The following is a 13899-nucleotide window of genomic DNA, read 5'->3' as shown; positions in this document are numbered from 1 at the left end:
CGGCGAACCGGTCGGTGTCGGTCAGCCCATCTCGGGGACGAGACCGGGCTGCTGGAACGCGCCGAGCCGGTCGTACTGGTGCCAGCTCTCGACGACCTTCCCGTCCTTGAACCGGTAGATGGCGATGCCCCCGGTCGACATCTCCAGGCCGGTGGGCTCGATGCCCCACAGCTCGCCCGTGTGGGTCCCGCTCGCGGTGTAGTAGCTCACGGCGTAATCGCCCGCACAGATGACGAGTTCGGTCGTTCCGGCGAGCGACGACTTCGGAGCCGGTGGTCAGGCCGCCGCGCCCGGCGTATCGCTCTCGTTGGCCTCCTGAATCACGTACCGCTGGCCGACCATCGGGTCGAGCAGGCTAGAGACCGGCGCGCGGTCGTCGCGGAGGACGGGCACGTCGTCGGTGTTCGGCGCGCCCGCGTAGTTCCGCGTCTCGTTCGCGAGGTCGATGCCGATGGCCCGGCGCTCGTTTCGCGTGACCAGTTGGCTCTCGGTGACGCGCGTGTCGTCCTTCGTCGCGACGACCTCGATGTTCTGGACGACGCCACCGCCCGCGGTCGGGAAGCTGTACACCTGTGGGAACACCTGGCTCATGGTCGCGTACTCGGCACGGTAGAACTTCGACGCCGGGCCGGTCGGTGCGGAGATGACGTTCGCGAACAGCATCCCGTCGTCGTCGAGGCGGCTCGATGCGAGTTCCATGAACTCGACGGTCGTCAGCTCGAACGGCACCTTGTCCTTCCGGTAGGCGTCGAGGACGATGAGGTCGTACGTCCGGTTCGTCTCCTGCAGGTACTGGCGACCACCTGTGGTGTAGATGTTCAGCCGGGGCGACTCCTCGACGCCGAAGTACTCCCCTGCCACCCGGACGACCTCGGGGTCGATTTCGGCGACGTCGACGGTGACGTTGTAGTCGTGGGCGTACCGCTTGGGGCCGGTGAACCCGCCGCCACCGATGAACAGGACGCGGTCGATCTCGTCCGGGTCGTCGGCGAACAGCAGCGGGAGGTGGAAGTAGCGCGTGTAGTCGAACACGTGTCTGTAGGGGTCGTCGCGGTCCATCGCGCTGTGGCGCTGGCCGTCGAGATACAGGGTTCGCGTGTCGCCCAAGTCGACGACCCGGAGCTCCTGATACGGCGTCTGCGTCTGGTAGACGACGCGGCCCTCGACGGTGATGCCGGCCACGCCGCTGCCGACCGCCGCAAGCAGGAGGACGGTGACGCCGACACTCGCGAACAGCTGGTCGCGGTCCGGACGAGGACGCAGGAGCACGACGGCCGTCGCGACCGACAGCAGCCCGAACACGAGGGCGATCTGGTCGATGCCCAGCGACGGGATGAGCAGGAACGTCGTGGCGAACGCGCCGACGATGCTCCCGACGGTGCCGACCGCGTAGACGTGGCCCGACGCTGCGCCCAGTCCCTCCTTGTTCGAGAGCTCGGCGGCGTAGGGGCTGATGTACCCGAGCAGGTACGTCGGCGGGCCGAACAGGAAGGTGATGGCGGGGAGCGAGGCGAACCGGCTCGGGAGCGGGAACCCCGAGAGCGCGCGCAACATGAGGTCGCCGAGGAAGATGAGTCCCGCGACGTACGCGGCCGTGAGGAGGAACACGCGGGCCATCCGGTCGTTCGTCGCGCGGGTCGCGGCCTTGCCCCCGCGATAGTAGCCGTAGCTGAGCGCTGCGAGGAACACGCCGATGATGCTCCCCCACGTGTAGATGCTGCTGCCGAACTGCGGGGCGATCATCCGCCCCGCGAGGATTTCGAGACCCATGCTGGCGACGCCGGAGACGAACACCGCGAGTTCCGGGCGCGTCAGACGAAGGGCATCGAGCGAGCGGGCCGTGGGCATGTCACCCCGGAGGAACCGGAGCGGGTTAACTGTTGGACGCCGAGCGCCGTGCGACCGTGGGGCACGAAGGGGTCAGCGACAGAACCCGACGACAGCAGTGCTTCGGTCCTCCGCGAGGGAACTGTGGGACCAACGGAACCACTCGCTGAGAATGACTGGTCTGGCACCACAGCCGCGCAGAACCGACGTGTTGCGGATAAATTTCACGAACCCCCGCCAAGTAAAGCACAAACGTCTACGAAATCGGCGTTCAGGATAACGAATTCCAAACCCTTAACCGTCAACGCCGGGTTTGTCTATTTGCAATGGCAAACGGTAAGGTTGACTTCTTCAACGACACTGGCGGCTACGGTTTCATTACGACTGAGGACTCTGACGAGGACGTTTTCTTCCACATGGAGGACGTTGGCGGTGAGGATCTCACGGAAGGTACGGAAATCGAGTTCGAGATCGAGGACGCCCCGAAGGGCCCCCGCGCGACGAACGTCGTCCGCGCATAACTAGTTCGCACCGTCGCCACACGGCGACATAGCGTAACAGCAATTCTTCAGAAGATTACACCCCAGAGCACCAGCAGTGGTGGGTGCGCAGTACGGCGTAGTATCGACCCAGAGCGAGACCGATCGACGCCCGCCGAGTGTCCGATTACTCGGGAGGCGACCGGAACGCCCGGAGCGTGTCGCGGTCGCCCGAAACCGTCTCGATCTCGGTGAGCCCCTGCGCGGTAAAGATGTCGTTCCAGTCGCGGTAGTAGAGCGGGAACTCGTCGCGAACGTAGTTCACGTCCGCGTCGGGGCCCCCGTCCGCGTCGGGCCCTCCTTCGTTCTCGACGGTGACGAGCAGCCCGCTCGTGATGCGAGCCAGTTCCCCGTACACCCACTCGGCGTCCGGCGGGAGGTGCTGGAGCGTCTCGACCGAAAACACCGCATCGAACGTGTCGTCGGCTAAGTCGCCGACCACGTCCTCGATGGCGGCGTGGTAGAACGTGCCCGTCTCGGCGAGGTCGGGGTACGTCTCGGCCATCACGTCGAACGCGTCGGCGTTGAGTTCGATACCCGAGAGGTCGTCGAACCCGTGGTCGTGCAGGTGCGCGAGGTGGCGCCCGGAGCTGCAGCCGAGTTCGAGGACGGCCGCATCGCGGTCGAGGTGCTCCTCGAGAATGCGGTGAATCGACTCGCTCGTGTCGTCGGCCCCGTAGTGGGCGTAGTACGCCGGCGAGTACTCTCCCGACCGCTCTTCCCACTCCCGTCGGACCTCATCAGAATCCACGTTCGGTACCGTCGACGGAGACGTAAAGCCCCGTCGGGTCGCTGCTGGTTACTCGACGAGCGTGACGGCGTCGCCGCTGACGTCGAGTCGCCCCTCGCGCGCCAGCGCATCCAGGTGCCGCTGGAGCTCCGAGGGGCGAAGCGGCTCGGTGCCGCGAGCGCGGTCGACGCCCGAACGCGAGGGCTTCGACGCACTCGCGGGCATCCGGCGGACCGCCGTCCGGACCTCCTCGCGGCGGACGCGACCCTCCCGGGCGACGTACTCGTAGATGCGCTGTCGGGTGTCGACAGTTCGACCGGCGGCAGAGCCCTCCGTCGTGGCCATGTCGAGTCCCTGCCGCTCGGCGACCTTAATTCCTTCCTGATTAATAGACAAAATTACTACTCGGTTCGGAGTACCTATTCGCGCGAAAAACGGTCGGCGGAGCTTACTCGGGGAACAACTCCTCTACTCGCTCGATGGATTCGATGGCCGCACGGTCCGCGTCGGGCAGTTCGAGGTCGGCGGCCGCCAGATTGGCTTCGAGGTGGCGACGTGAGGTCGCTTTCGGGACCGTGACGACCCCATCCGTGCCCACGAGCCACGCGATGGCGACCGCCTCGGGCGTGGTGTCGTGTCGCTCGGCGACTGCCTGCACTTCGGGGAAGTCGCGGACTCGCCCACCCGCGAGCGGCGAGTACGCCACGAGCGGGTAGCCGTGCTCGCGGGCGTCCGCGAGCAGGGCCTCCTCGTGAAAGAGGGGATGGCGCTCGACCTGATGGGCGGCGATGGGCGCGTCGAGGTACTCGCGCGCGGTGGCGAGCTGGTCGACGGTGAAGTTCGACAGCCCGACGTTGTCGACGAGCCCAGCAGAAACGAGGTCGTCGAGCGCGGGTAGGGTGGTCGCGGGGTCGTACGTGTCGCGGGGTCGGTGAACGTACAGCAGGTCGACTCGGTCGAGCCCGAGGCGTGCGAGGCTCTCCTCGGTCGACGCCCGCACGCGGTCGGCACCGAGGTCGTCGACCCACAGCTTGGTCGCGACGGGCACCTCGTCGCGCGACACGTCGCTCGCAGCGAGGCCGTCGCCGACGACCTGCTCGTTCTCGTAAATCTGCGCGGTGTCGAGGTGGCGATAACCGACGTCGAGGGCCGTTTCGACGACCGTTGGGTCGTCGATGCCCATCGTACCGAGGCCGACCGGCGGGAGGTGCATACGTCGAGTGGTGGCGCGGGCCCGATAACTCTCCCGTCGCGGAGCGAAATCGTCCGAGTATTAATCCCCTTGACCGTACCTTCGAGTATGTACGACCGGATTCTGGTGCCAGTCGACGACGCGGAGACGATGACACGCGTGTTCGAGCACGCCGCCGAGATCGCCGGGCCGCGCGACGCCACCGTCCACGTCCTCCACGTCGTCGACAAGCGGGCCTTCCTCACGCTCGACGACGACATGAAAGACGAGGTGGAGGCGGAGCTCGACCAGCAGGGCGAGACGACCGTCGCCGCGGCCGCCGACTGGTTCGCCGAAGCGGGCGTCGCCGTGGAGACGACGTGCCGGAGCGGCGACCCCGCCGACGAGATCCTCGCGTTCGCCGCCGACATCGAGGCCGACCTCGTCGTGATGGGCACCCGACAGGTCGACTACCAGCAGGCGATGCTCGGGAGCGTCTCCCGGACGGTCACCGCGAACGCCGACGCGCCGGTGTTGACCGTCGACGTGGCCGCCCCGTAATCCGAAGCCCGGAGCACCGACTCCGAGTCAGCGTCACATCCGCCAGCACCCCGCGAAAACAGGTCAGTCGATGTGGCCTTCCCGCCGGAGCTGCTCGGCGTCCTGCCCGGTGTAGCGCCACTCGATGTTCGCTTTCTCGTCCTGCCAGTCCCACGGTTCGACGAGGACGACGTCGCCCTCGTTGATCCACGTGCGGTACTTCATGCGGCCGGGGATGCGACCCATCCGGTCTTTCCCGTCCTCACACTGGACGCGGACGTGGTTGCCGCCGTTGTGCTGTGTGACGACCGCGAACAGTTCGTTCTCGTTCGGCATCCTGAGGTTTCGTCGCTCCTCTTGTTCCTCGCTCATTGTACCGGATAGGTGCTCCCCACGTTAAAGTACTCGGGGACTCGCGATAGCGTGTGTCACGGCGACTCAGACGGGCTCGAACCCCGACAGCTCGCGGTCGCCGTCACGGAACCGTTCGAGGTAGTAACGAACCCCCGGCTGGTGGGCGGCCCCGACGACGAGGTGGACGCGCTCGGCGTCGTCGTTGTGGTAGACGGCGTAGTCGGCCATCCGCTCGTTGCGGGCGTGGGTCACCAGTTCGAGTTCGGGGTCGTGCCGCCGGAGCCACTCGCGTTCGAGTGGCTGCGGCAGGAACGCCCGCTCGTAGTAGTGCTGGAGGTCGCGGAGCCGTGCGGGGTCCTCGGCGGCCGCCCGACTGAGCCGAAACGAGGCGAACTCGTCGCCGACCGCGAGGCCGGCGTGGCTCGTGAGGAAACTGGACGCCACGTCACCGAGCGCACGGGCGAACTCCTCGCCGTACACCTCCCGACCCGAGTCGACCAGAGAAAACACCGCCGTCTGGAACCGCGCGGCGAGCGAGTCGACCTGGTCGGCGAGTCCGTCGAACCCATCCAGGAGGTCGCCGACGTGCGAGTCGACGTCGAGCTCCGCACACCGCTGCATGGCCCAGCGGTAGTCGTCCATCTCACACACGGCGGGGAGGTCGTCGAAGTACATCCGGCGGATGCCCTGTTCGCAGTAGACGGTCGCGCCGGCGTCGACGGCACGGGTGACGTGCTCGCGGAGGAACGTGCGTTCGGCGTCGGTCGCAGCGTGCGTCACCCCGTGGGCACAGAACGTGTGGCCGTCGACGACGACACAGGAGCCGGGCAGCCCGGGCCGTCGCGGAAGCACCGCCAGCTCACGACCCCGGAGGTCGCGCCACTCGCGTTTCGCCGTGAAGTACGCCTCGTGTTCGTCGGCCGCGTCGACGACGGAAGCGAGCGCCGCGAGACTCTCGGCGGCACGGATTGCCGCCAGCCGACGGCGGCCAGCGGCGTCGAGACCGGCGTCGGAGCCCGTCATGCACGAGGCTACCGCACGTGAGGGCATAATCCCCGGGCACCATGGCGACCGGATCGCGCAGCCGTCGTCAGTACGTCCGGTGGCTCGCTGACCCCACCTCGATGCGAACGAGCGTGTTGTCGGTCCAGGCGTCCTCGTCGGCGCCGTACTTCCGGTTGATGCGCGCGTTCGCCTCGCGGAAGGCGTCGTCGTCATCGAGGACCGTCGCGGTCCCCCGGAGCGACACCATCCACTCCGGGTCCCCGCGCTCGCTCTGCTCGACCGACAGCGAGACGTACGGGTTCTCGCGGAGGTCGGCGAGCTTGCGCCCGCTGGTGACGACCTCGACGACGCCATCGCCGTACAGATACCATACCGGTGCGACGTGGGGACGGCCGTCCCGACAGGTCGCGAGATGCGCGAGCAGCGGCTCGCTCGTCAACAGCGCCGCGGCTTCGGGGTCGATGGCGGACATGTCAGCGGTTGGACGCCGACCACCAAGAGTCCACCCGATATGTGCCGCGGTGACACGACATACGCAGGGCCTATACGTACGAAACCGTTCCAGTCCACATGGACTACGACAGCCTTCTCGACCGTGCGCACGACGACCTCCCTGACCGACCGGGCGAGGGGGGCAGCCGACTGAACGTCCCCACACCCGAGGGAGAGACCGACGGGGCGTTCACCCGTCTGACGAACCTCGGCGGCATCGCCGACGCGCTATCGCGTGACCCCGAACACCTCCACAGCGCCATCCAGCGCGAACTCGGGACGAACGGCCAGTACGAGGAGGGCCGCGGCCGCTACAACGGGTCGTTCTCCATCGCTGATTTCGAGGCCGCCATCGACGCCTACACCGAGGAGTTCGTCACCTGCTCGGAGTGTGGCCTGCCCGACACCCGACTCGTCACCGAAGACGGCGTCCAGATGCTCCGCTGTACGGCGTGTGGAGCGTTCCGCCCCGTCCAGAAGACGCGCAAGACGTCGGCGAAGAAGCAGCCGACGCTCGAACAGGGGAAGACCTACCAGGTCGAGATCACCGGCACGGGCCGCAAGGGCGACGGGGTCGCCAACCGCGGCAAGTACACCATCTTCGTCCCCGGCGCACAGGAGGGACAGGTCGTCGACGCGTACATCGAGAACATCAGCGGCGACCTCGCGTTCGCCCGCCTCGCCTAGGCTCCAGACCCGACACCGAATCCCGTTTTCGGGGCTATCGCGACCGCGAACAGGAGCGCCGGGCCCACGAGCAACCCCGCCCACGTCGCGAGTCCAACGACGCCGACGACGAGCGCCGCGAGTCGACTGCGTGTCGTCAGCTGTGCCGGCGCCTGCGCCCGTCGCAGGAGCCACGCGCCGAGTAGGAGGGGAACGACGACGAACACGGCCGTCACGAGCACGCCAGCGGTGAGCCCGCTGCGCGAGACGGCGATGACGGTCTGGAGCGCCGTCCCCGCGGCGGTTCCGACGTAGAGCAGCCCCGCGAGCCCCAGCGCCGCCGAGATGGACGCCGGACGGGCAGAAGGGAGCCGTGACCGCCCGAGCGCGATGCCGATCCCGAGGACGGCGACGAGCGGGCCGAACACCACTGCAGGAGATTGCCCCTCCCAGAGGTGGACGCGCACGAGGTCGAGCGGGACGCGAACGTACTCGGTCGGCGTGAACCGCTCTTCTTGCCCGACGGCGAGTCCGACTGGCCCGGAGCCGTCGGCGTACACCACGAGCAGGTAGCGGCCACCGGATTCGACCTCGCGGTCGAGCTGGACGGTGTCGTAGAAGCTCGACGGGGCGAACGGCTCGTAGCTGGCGCAGTCCGGGCGGCTCCCCGCGACGACCTCCCGTCCGTATCCGTCGGGTACTGCGACCCGCGCCGGAACCGCGTCAGACTCGTCGAGCGCCGGGCTGGCGAGCACCAGCGACGGCGTCAGCGAGCGCGAAGGTGTGAACACGCTCACTCGGAGGCGGTCGCCGGCGTCGAAGTCGAGTTCGTAGTACGCGACCCCGCCTGCGTCCACCTGGTCGTAGATGGACCACGACTTCGACGCGTCGGTGATGGGGTACGCCGTCTCGGGCGTCGCGTTGTCGGTCGCGAACACCGGGACGTGCGCGAGTGCCGGTGTGGCGAACAGCAACAGCGCGGCGACGAGCAGAACGAGGCGGTGAGGGCGCACGCCGTTCGCTACGGCGAGGACTGGATTGAACGTTCGTGTGGCGGAAGCCTCACCAGCTCAGGGGACGGGCGCCGAGAGCACCGCGTCCGCCTCGCGCTCGTCGAGTGTCACGTCGAAGCCGAACGCCTGGAGGAGGTCGACGTTGGTGGCGACGTGGTCGGTCACCTCGGGAATCCGGACCGTCCCCCCCGCGAGCGCTACGGGGAGCACGAGCTGGTCCGCGAGGTGCGCGTCGACGGCACCCGTCCCCACGTCGAACGCCCTCACGGCGTCGACTGCCTGTTCGGCCACGTCCTCGGCGGGGACGCCCTTCTCACCGAGTGCAGAGACCCCTGCCACGCCGCCTTCGTAGTCGAGTCGGACGACCACGACTGCCCCCGGCGAGTCGCTGGCGACGGTCTCGGTACTCGACTCGACCGACCACTCGGATGCCAGTCCCTCCTCCGCAGCCGTCGCGAGACGGTCGGCCACCTCGGCGTCCGCGAGGTGCTCGCTCTCGACGGCGAAGACGTGTGCGTGCTCGCTGGCGCCGCGGTCCGTGAGCTGAAGCGGCGACGGGTCACACGGCGAGAGTGACAGCTCGATTCGGCCCCCGCCAGCAGGATAGAACCCCCGGCGCTCGACCGCGAGCGTGACGTCCCAGCCCGCCGACCGGAGCAGCGGGAGCTTGACGTGGCGGTGAAAATCAGTGGGGGGTGACCACTTGACGTCGGTGCCGCCGTCGAGGGTCAGGTCGAGCTGGCTATCGAGGTGAGCTGCGAGCGGAACCACGACGTCACAGAGGAGGGTGAGACTCCCCGCAGTCCCGACGTCGACCGCGTACCCGCCGGGCGAGACGGCGCCGGGCTCGAACGTGAGGTGCCCGCTCTCGATGGCGTCGCCCGTGACCGTCGCGTCACCGATGTCGGTGGCGAGTTCCACCGCTGCGAGATGCTGGGGCCGGAGCCCCGGGTTGGGGCGGTCGCCCCGGATGCCGGAGAGGTCGAACCCCTCGCCGGTGAGTAGCGAGCAGGTGAGCGCCGAGCGGACGAGTTGGCCGCCACCGTCGGAGCCGTCGAGGTCGAGCATACCGGCGGTTGGACGGGGAGGATTACAAACCCACGCCGACGCGGGTCAGTCCACTCGGGAGTCCATCACCGACTCGAAGCTCCGGTCGGCGTCGACGACCTCCGTGAAGACGAGTTCGTAGCCGTCGGGGTCCGTGAGCGTAACCTCCCGCGTGTTCCACGGCGTCTCGTGTGGCTCGACGGCTATCTCCGCAGCGGCCTCGTGGGCGCGCTCGGCCACGTCGTCGACCGACTCGTCCGCGACGTTGAGGTAGATGGAGATGCCGCTCCCCCGAGGGGTCGCGCGTGGGGCTCCGGCACCCGGCTGTGTCTCGTCGGCGGCGAGCATCACGTCGGCGTACCGACGGTACCGGACGTGCGCCATCACGGGCATCGAGTAGACGACCTCGAAGCCCAGCGCCTCGTACCACGCCGTCGACGTCCCGACGTCCGAGACGGCGAGGCGGACGAACAGCGGCATCGGGTACACATCGGCGTCTGACTGCATCGGGTTCCGTAGGTCGAACCTCGAGATAGCCCTGCCGCCAGTGGGTGTCGTTCGAACCAGCCCGGAGCAACCCGGACCAGTTTGGGACTGACCCCAGGCCGACTCGGGCCCTGTCTGGCATACCAACCCGCTCGTCCCGCGGGCGCGACACCCGCAACCTTCGCTACGGAACCGCATACCACGGCGCCCTCGGGTGGAAACGCTGAAACGCGCGAGACTCCCGTTTCCGTCAATGAGCTACACCATCGGTCTCGTCGGCAAGCCCTCGGTGGGCAAGTCGACGTTCTTCAACGCCGCGACAATGAACGACGTGCCCGAGGGCGCGTACCCCTTTACGACGATCGACCCCTCTATCGGCGAGGCGTACGTTCGCGTCGAATGTGCCGCCCCGGAGTTCGACACGACCTGTTCGCCCTCCGTCGGCGTCTGCCGCGAGGGGACGCGGTTCGTCCCCGTCAAGCTCGTGGACGTCGCCGGCCTCATCCCGGGGGCCCACGAGGGGAAGGGGCTCGGCAACAAGTTCCTCACCGACCTCAACGAGGCGGACGTGTTCGTCCACGTCGTCGACTTCTCGGGCCAGACCGACGCCGAAGGCGAGCCCACGGAGGGCCACGACCCCCGTGAGGACATCGACTTCCTCCAGCGCGAACTCGACATGTGGTATCTGGAGATCCTGGAGAAGGGCCTGGAGAAGTACGCGAACGCCTACAACAAGGCCGAGACGGACATCGAGGTGACGCTCGCCGAGCAGATGTCGGCGTTCGGCATCACCAAAGACGAGGTGAAACAGCTCATCCTGCGGTGTGACCTCACGCTCGACCCGGAAACCTGGGACGGCGACGACGAGGAGCGACTCGCCCGCGAGATCCGCAAGGAGACGAAGCCCATCCTCATCGCGGCGAACAAGATGGACACGCCCGAGGCGCAGGCGAACTACGAGGAGATCACGAGCGACCCCGAGTACGACCACCTCACCATCGTCCCGGCGAGCGCCCACGCGGAGAAGGCGCTGAAGAACGCCGAGGAGGCGGGCGTCGTCGACTACACCCCGGGTGACGAGACGTTCGAAGTCGTCGGCGACGTGAGCGACGAACAGGAACAGGGGCTCGAGGCCATCCGCGAGTTCACGACCGAGTACGGTGGCGCGGGCGTCCAGCAGTCCATCGAGCGGGCGCTGTTCGACGTGCTCGGGTTCATCCCCGTCTTCCCGGGGAGCGCGAACGGGAAAGCCGACACCGAGGGACGGTTCCGCGACTGCTTCCTGCTGCCCGAGGACTCGACGACCGAGGACTTCGCGTACCACATCCACTCGGACATCGGTGACGGGTTGCTCCACGGCATCGACTGTCGGAACGGGCGACAGGTCGGCGCGGACCACTCACTGGCGTCACGCGACGTGATAGAACTGGTGACGACGAACTAGGACTCGACCCGGTCGGCTGGCTCGTCGAGTTCGATGGCGACCGGCGGCCGCCAGTCGTCGAGGAACCGTTTGAGGTCCGCGACCGACCGCTCGGGGACTTCCTCCATCGGCGCGTGGCCGACGCCCTCGTAGGTGATACACTCGGCGTCCGGGATGGAGTCGCGGAACCGGGTCGCCCACTTCGGCGGGAGCCACGCGTCGAGTTCGCCCCACATCACGAGCGTCGGCTGGTCGATGTCCGATAGCTCGTCGTAGCGGTGGTCGGGGTCGAGGTCGCGCTGGAGGATGTCGGCGAGCGCCGCCCGGTTACCCTGATGCAGCATGAGGTCGTGGTAGCGCTCGACCGTGCCGGGCGCGATGCGCTCGGCGTCGCCGTACACCTCGCGGACGGCGTTGGCGATGAACCACTCGGGTGTGAGCCAGCGGAACGCCGTCGGGAACCCCGGAATCGCCAACAACCGCATCAGCGGCGTCGGTGGCGTCATCGGGAACCCCATCGCGTCGATGAGGACGAGCCGCTCGGCGCGGTCGTAGTCGAGCGCGTAGCGCCACGCGATACCGCCCCCACGGGAGTTGCCGACGATGGTGAAGTCGTCGAGGCCGAGCTCCGCACAGAACGCCTCGACGAACGCGGTGAAGCCGTCCATGTGGTAGCTGAACCCCGAGTGGGGACCGGTGAGACCGTGGCCCGGGAGGTCGACCCGGACCACCCGGTACTCGTCTTTCAGCTCGTCGGTCCAGTCGTCCCAGGTGTGCAACGAGGAGAACGTCCCGTGCAACAGGAGAAGTGTCGGCCCCTCCCCCTCGTCGCGGTAGTGAACGCTCGTTCCGGCGACGTCTACGTAGTTCGAATGCTCGTCCGTGTAGTCGGGTTCGAGATGGTGCGGCTCGCGGTCCGCTGACAGACCCGCAACCCGTAACGACTCACCCACGACTGCATCTGCAACCCGGAGCGGTGCTCCGACGACGGTATCGACTATTGTGGGAAACAGTACCATGTATGCGCCTGTCAACCATGGGTATCAAACCCATCCCCTTATATTCGTCGTATTAAACGGCGAGTTCACCGCAGCGTATTTGTAGGAGAACCGCACGACTGCGCGACGGTAGTCATCTCCTACCGGTCATGTCCGGGGAGTGTCGTTCGGGCATCTCACGGGAGAGCGGCCCCCGACCGCCGGCGCGGAAAGAATTGCGAAACCGATTTGGGACGCCCGGCTGACACCGGGGTATGCACCGGGTCATCGGCGAGCGAGCCCTCGACGAGACGCCCTTCTCGGCGGAAACCGCCCGCGACCTCCTGCACGAGATGGTTCGCGCCCGGCGGTTCGACGAACGGGCACTCGCGCTCCAGCGGCGCGGGTGGATGTCCGGCTACCCCCCGTTCAGGGGCGCGGAGGCCTCACAGGTCGGCGCCGCCCGCGCGATGGCCGAGGACGACTGGCTGTTCCCCACCTATCGGTCGAACGCGATGCAGCTCGCACGCGGGGTCCCCATGCACGACCTCCTGCTGTTCCGGCGCGGCTTCCCCGAGTACACCTCCGGGCACGACGTTCCGAACTTCCCGCAGGCGGTTCCCATCGCCACGCAAATCCCCCACGCCGCAGGTGCAGGGATGGCGATGAACTACCGCGACGACGACCACGTCGCGGTCGCCTACTTCGGCGACGGCGCCACCTCGGAGGGGGACTTCCACGAGGGGCTCAACTTCGCGGGCGTGTTCGACGCGCCGGTCGTCTTCCTCTGTGAGAACAACGGCTGGGCCATCTCGATGCCCCGCGAGCGCCAGACGCGGAGCGACTCCATCGCCGTGAAGGCCGAGGCCTACGGCTTCGCAGGCGAACAGGTCGACGGCAACGACCCGCTGGCCGTCCTCGAACGCGTCGGTGCAGCCATCGAGTCTGCGAGAGCGGGCTCGCCCGTGCTCGTCGAGACGCTCACCTACCGACAGGGTCCCCACACCACGAGCGACGACCCTTCGCGGTACGAGGACGTGGCCGACTACCCCGACTGGCGGACTCGCGACCCGCTGGACAGATACGAGGAGTACCTGCTCGCACAGGGCGTCATCGACGGGGCGACCCGCTCGGAGTTCGCCGCGGCTGCCGACGAAGAACTGGACGAGGCGGTCGCCCGCGCCGAGTCCGAACCCGAACCAGGCCCGGACGAGGTGTTCGACCACGCCTATGCCAGCACCTCCCGGCGGCTGGAGGACCAGCGGGCGTGGCTCCACGACCACGTCGAGCGGCACGACGTCGACGGCGTGGAGCGCTAGGTACCGGCGACGTTACTCGAGACAGACGTAGGTCTTGGTGTCCGCGACACCTTTGAGCTCGCGAATCTGGGTGGCGGCAGTGCCCATGACGTCGCGGACCTCCTCGGCCTCGGCCTCGGCGATGACGTCGAAATCGCCCGCGACGACGTGTGCCTCGGTGATGTGGTCGAGCGCCGACACCGACCCAACGAGCGGCTCCGCGTCGCCCGCGTCAGCCTTGATCATGATAAATGCTCGCACCATGCACACCCGTTGGCCGGGTCCGAGCAAAAACCTTTGCCCGGCGGCGGGGCAAGGTCTTTGACCCCCA

The 13899-nt window shown here is 67.7% G+C and carries 17 protein-coding genes and 1 pseudogene; 5 read left to right on the top strand and 13 right to left on the bottom strand.

What is annotated here, in order from left to right:
* Positions 1–21: 21 nt before the first annotated feature.
* Positions 22–234, bottom strand: a pseudogene (locus NL126_RS13145) (ester cyclase); the annotation flags it as partial.
* 42 nt (positions 235–276) lie between these two features.
* Positions 277–1848 carry a spermidine synthase gene (locus NL126_RS13140; protein WP_255195333.1) on the bottom strand — a complete coding sequence of 524 codons (1572 nt, stop codon included), beginning with the start codon at positions 1846–1848 and terminating at the stop codon, positions 277–279.
* A 305-nt stretch (positions 1849–2153) separates the two neighbouring features.
* Between NL126_RS13140 and NL126_RS13135 the strand changes: the two genes are divergently transcribed.
* Positions 2154–2348 (top strand): cold-shock protein, encoded by a 195-nt coding sequence (locus NL126_RS13135; RefSeq protein ID WP_255195332.1) that lies wholly within the window; start codon positions 2154–2156, stop codon positions 2346–2348.
* Between the two features lie 145 nt (positions 2349–2493).
* On the opposite strand, the gene NL126_RS13130 is transcribed toward NL126_RS13135, so the two are convergent.
* From NL126_RS13130 to NL126_RS13120, 3 genes are all read right to left on the bottom strand, one after another.
* A complete protein-coding gene (locus NL126_RS13130) occupies positions 2494–3117 on the bottom strand; it encodes a class I SAM-dependent methyltransferase (RefSeq protein ID WP_255195331.1) in 624 nt (207 codons plus the stop codon).
* Between the two features lie 48 nt (positions 3118–3165).
* Positions 3166–3441 (bottom strand): hypothetical protein, encoded by a 276-nt coding sequence (locus tag NL126_RS13125; RefSeq protein ID WP_255195330.1) that lies wholly within the window; start codon positions 3439–3441, stop codon positions 3166–3168.
* A gap of 103 nt (positions 3442–3544) precedes the next feature.
* Positions 3545–4309, bottom strand: coding sequence for an aldo/keto reductase (locus NL126_RS13120; protein WP_255195329.1), 765 nt, complete (start codon positions 4307–4309; stop codon positions 3545–3547).
* An 87-nt stretch (positions 4310–4396) separates the two neighbouring features.
* On the opposite strand from NL126_RS13120, the gene NL126_RS13115 reads away from it, so the two are divergent.
* Entirely contained in the window at positions 4397–4828 is a 432-nt protein-coding gene (locus NL126_RS13115; RefSeq protein WP_255195328.1) for a universal stress protein, read from the top strand.
* A gap of 63 nt (positions 4829–4891) precedes the next feature.
* On the opposite strand, the gene eif1A is transcribed toward NL126_RS13115, so the two are convergent.
* The 3 genes from eif1A to NL126_RS13100 form a co-directional block, all read right to left on the bottom strand.
* The gene (gene eif1A, locus NL126_RS13110; RefSeq protein WP_255195327.1) at positions 4892–5179 is read right to left on the bottom strand and encodes a translation initiation factor eIF-1A; all 288 of its coding nucleotides are present in this window, start codon (positions 5177–5179) and stop codon (positions 4892–4894) included.
* A gap of 66 nt (positions 5180–5245) precedes the next feature.
* Positions 5246–6184, bottom strand: coding sequence for a hypothetical protein (locus NL126_RS13105; protein WP_255195326.1), 939 nt, complete (start codon positions 6182–6184; stop codon positions 5246–5248).
* Positions 6185–6251: 67 nt separating this feature from the next.
* Positions 6252–6638, bottom strand: coding sequence for a pyridoxamine 5'-phosphate oxidase family protein (locus tag NL126_RS13100; RefSeq protein WP_255195325.1), 387 nt, complete (start codon positions 6636–6638; stop codon positions 6252–6254).
* A 98-nt stretch (positions 6639–6736) separates the two neighbouring features.
* On the opposite strand from NL126_RS13100, the gene NL126_RS13095 reads away from it, so the two are divergent.
* Entirely contained in the window at positions 6737–7345 is a 609-nt protein-coding gene (locus NL126_RS13095; RefSeq protein WP_255195324.1) for a translation initiation factor IF-2 subunit beta, read from the top strand.
* On the opposite strand, the gene NL126_RS13090 is transcribed toward NL126_RS13095, so the two are convergent.
* The 3 genes from NL126_RS13090 to NL126_RS13080 are packed head-to-tail and all read right to left on the bottom strand — an operon-like array spanning position 7342 to position 9891.
* Positions 7342–8337, bottom strand: a complete 996-nt coding sequence (locus NL126_RS13090) for a hypothetical protein (RefSeq protein WP_255195323.1) — start codon at positions 8335–8337, stop codon at positions 7342–7344. The genes NL126_RS13095 and NL126_RS13090 overlap by 4 nt on opposite strands.
* 57 nt (positions 8338–8394) lie before the next feature.
* Positions 8395–9405 (bottom strand): RNA 3'-terminal phosphate cyclase, encoded by a 1011-nt coding sequence (rtcA, locus tag NL126_RS13085; protein WP_255195322.1) that lies wholly within the window; start codon positions 9403–9405, stop codon positions 8395–8397.
* Between the two features lie 45 nt (positions 9406–9450).
* Positions 9451–9891: a VOC family protein gene (locus NL126_RS13080; RefSeq protein WP_255195321.1), complete on the bottom strand. Its 441-nt coding sequence runs from the start codon at positions 9889–9891 to the stop codon at positions 9451–9453.
* 232 nt (positions 9892–10123) lie between these two features.
* Here NL126_RS13080 and NL126_RS13075 point away from each other — a divergent pair, with 232 nt between their 5' ends.
* Positions 10124–11314 carry a redox-regulated ATPase YchF gene (locus NL126_RS13075; protein ID WP_255195320.1) on the top strand — a complete coding sequence of 397 codons (1191 nt, stop codon included), beginning with the start codon at positions 10124–10126 and terminating at the stop codon, positions 11312–11314.
* On the opposite strand, the gene NL126_RS13070 is transcribed toward NL126_RS13075, so the two are convergent.
* Positions 11311–12312, bottom strand: a complete 1002-nt coding sequence (locus NL126_RS13070) for an alpha/beta fold hydrolase (protein ID WP_255195319.1) — start codon at positions 12310–12312, stop codon at positions 11311–11313. The two genes, NL126_RS13075 and NL126_RS13070, sit on opposite strands and share 4 nt — an antisense overlap.
* Before the next feature lie 233 nt (positions 12313–12545).
* On the opposite strand from NL126_RS13070, the gene NL126_RS13065 reads away from it, so the two are divergent.
* Complete coding sequence (locus tag NL126_RS13065; RefSeq protein WP_255195318.1) at positions 12546–13589, top strand: thiamine pyrophosphate-dependent enzyme; 1044 nt, start codon at positions 12546–12548, stop codon at positions 13587–13589.
* Positions 13590–13601: 12 nt separating this feature from the next.
* Here NL126_RS13065 and NL126_RS13060 read toward each other — a convergent pair whose 3' ends face one another.
* On the bottom strand, positions 13602–13832 hold the full coding sequence (locus NL126_RS13060) for an Lrp/AsnC family transcriptional regulator (RefSeq protein WP_255195317.1): 231 nt from the start codon (positions 13830–13832) through the stop codon (positions 13602–13604).
* Positions 13833–13899: the final 67 nt, after the last annotated feature.

The sequence above is a fragment of the Halorarius litoreus genome (assembly GCF_024362405.1).
GTDB lineage: Archaea > Halobacteriota > Halobacteria > Halobacteriales > Haloarculaceae > Halorarius > Halorarius litoreus.
This window is presented reverse-complemented; position numbering and strand designations above follow the sequence as displayed.

Bases quoted from the DNA above. Each gene is read 5' to 3' on its own strand.
- NL126_RS13140 (WP_255195333.1), bottom strand. From the start codon at position 1,848: ATGCCCACGGCCCGCTCGCTCGATGCCCTTCGTCTGACGCGCCCGGAA.
- NL126_RS13135 (WP_255195332.1), top strand. From the start codon at position 2,154: ATGGCAAACGGTAAGGTTGACTTCTTCAACGACACTGGCGGCTACGGT.
- NL126_RS13125 (WP_255195330.1), bottom strand. From the start codon at position 3,441: ATGGCCACGACGGAGGGCTCTGCCGCCGGTCGAACTGTCGACACCCGA.
- NL126_RS13120 (WP_255195329.1), bottom strand. From the start codon at position 4,309: ATGCACCTCCCGCCGGTCGGCCTCGGTACGATGGGCATCGACGACCCA.
- NL126_RS13115 (WP_255195328.1), top strand. From the start codon at position 4,397: ATGTACGACCGGATTCTGGTGCCAGTCGACGACGCGGAGACGATGACA.
- eif1A (WP_255195327.1), bottom strand. From the start codon at position 5,179: ATGAGCGAGGAACAAGAGGAGCGACGAAACCTCAGGATGCCGAACGAG.
- NL126_RS13105 (WP_255195326.1), bottom strand. From the start codon at position 6,184: ATGACGGGCTCCGACGCCGGTCTCGACGCCGCTGGCCGCCGTCGGCTG.
- NL126_RS13100 (WP_255195325.1), bottom strand. From the start codon at position 6,638: ATGTCCGCCATCGACCCCGAAGCCGCGGCGCTGTTGACGAGCGAGCCG.
- NL126_RS13095 (WP_255195324.1), top strand. From the start codon at position 6,737: ATGGACTACGACAGCCTTCTCGACCGTGCGCACGACGACCTCCCTGAC.
- rtcA (WP_255195322.1), bottom strand. From the start codon at position 9,405: ATGCTCGACCTCGACGGCTCCGACGGTGGCGGCCAACTCGTCCGCTCG.
- NL126_RS13080 (WP_255195321.1), bottom strand. From the start codon at position 9,891: ATGCAGTCAGACGCCGATGTGTACCCGATGCCGCTGTTCGTCCGCCTC.
- NL126_RS13075 (WP_255195320.1), top strand. From the start codon at position 10,124: ATGAGCTACACCATCGGTCTCGTCGGCAAGCCCTCGGTGGGCAAGTCG.
- NL126_RS13070 (WP_255195319.1), bottom strand. From the start codon at position 12,312: ATGGTACTGTTTCCCACAATAGTCGATACCGTCGTCGGAGCACCGCTC.
- NL126_RS13065 (WP_255195318.1), top strand. From the start codon at position 12,546: ATGCACCGGGTCATCGGCGAGCGAGCCCTCGACGAGACGCCCTTCTCG.
- NL126_RS13060 (WP_255195317.1), bottom strand. From the start codon at position 13,832: ATGGTGCGAGCATTTATCATGATCAAGGCTGACGCGGGCGACGCGGAG.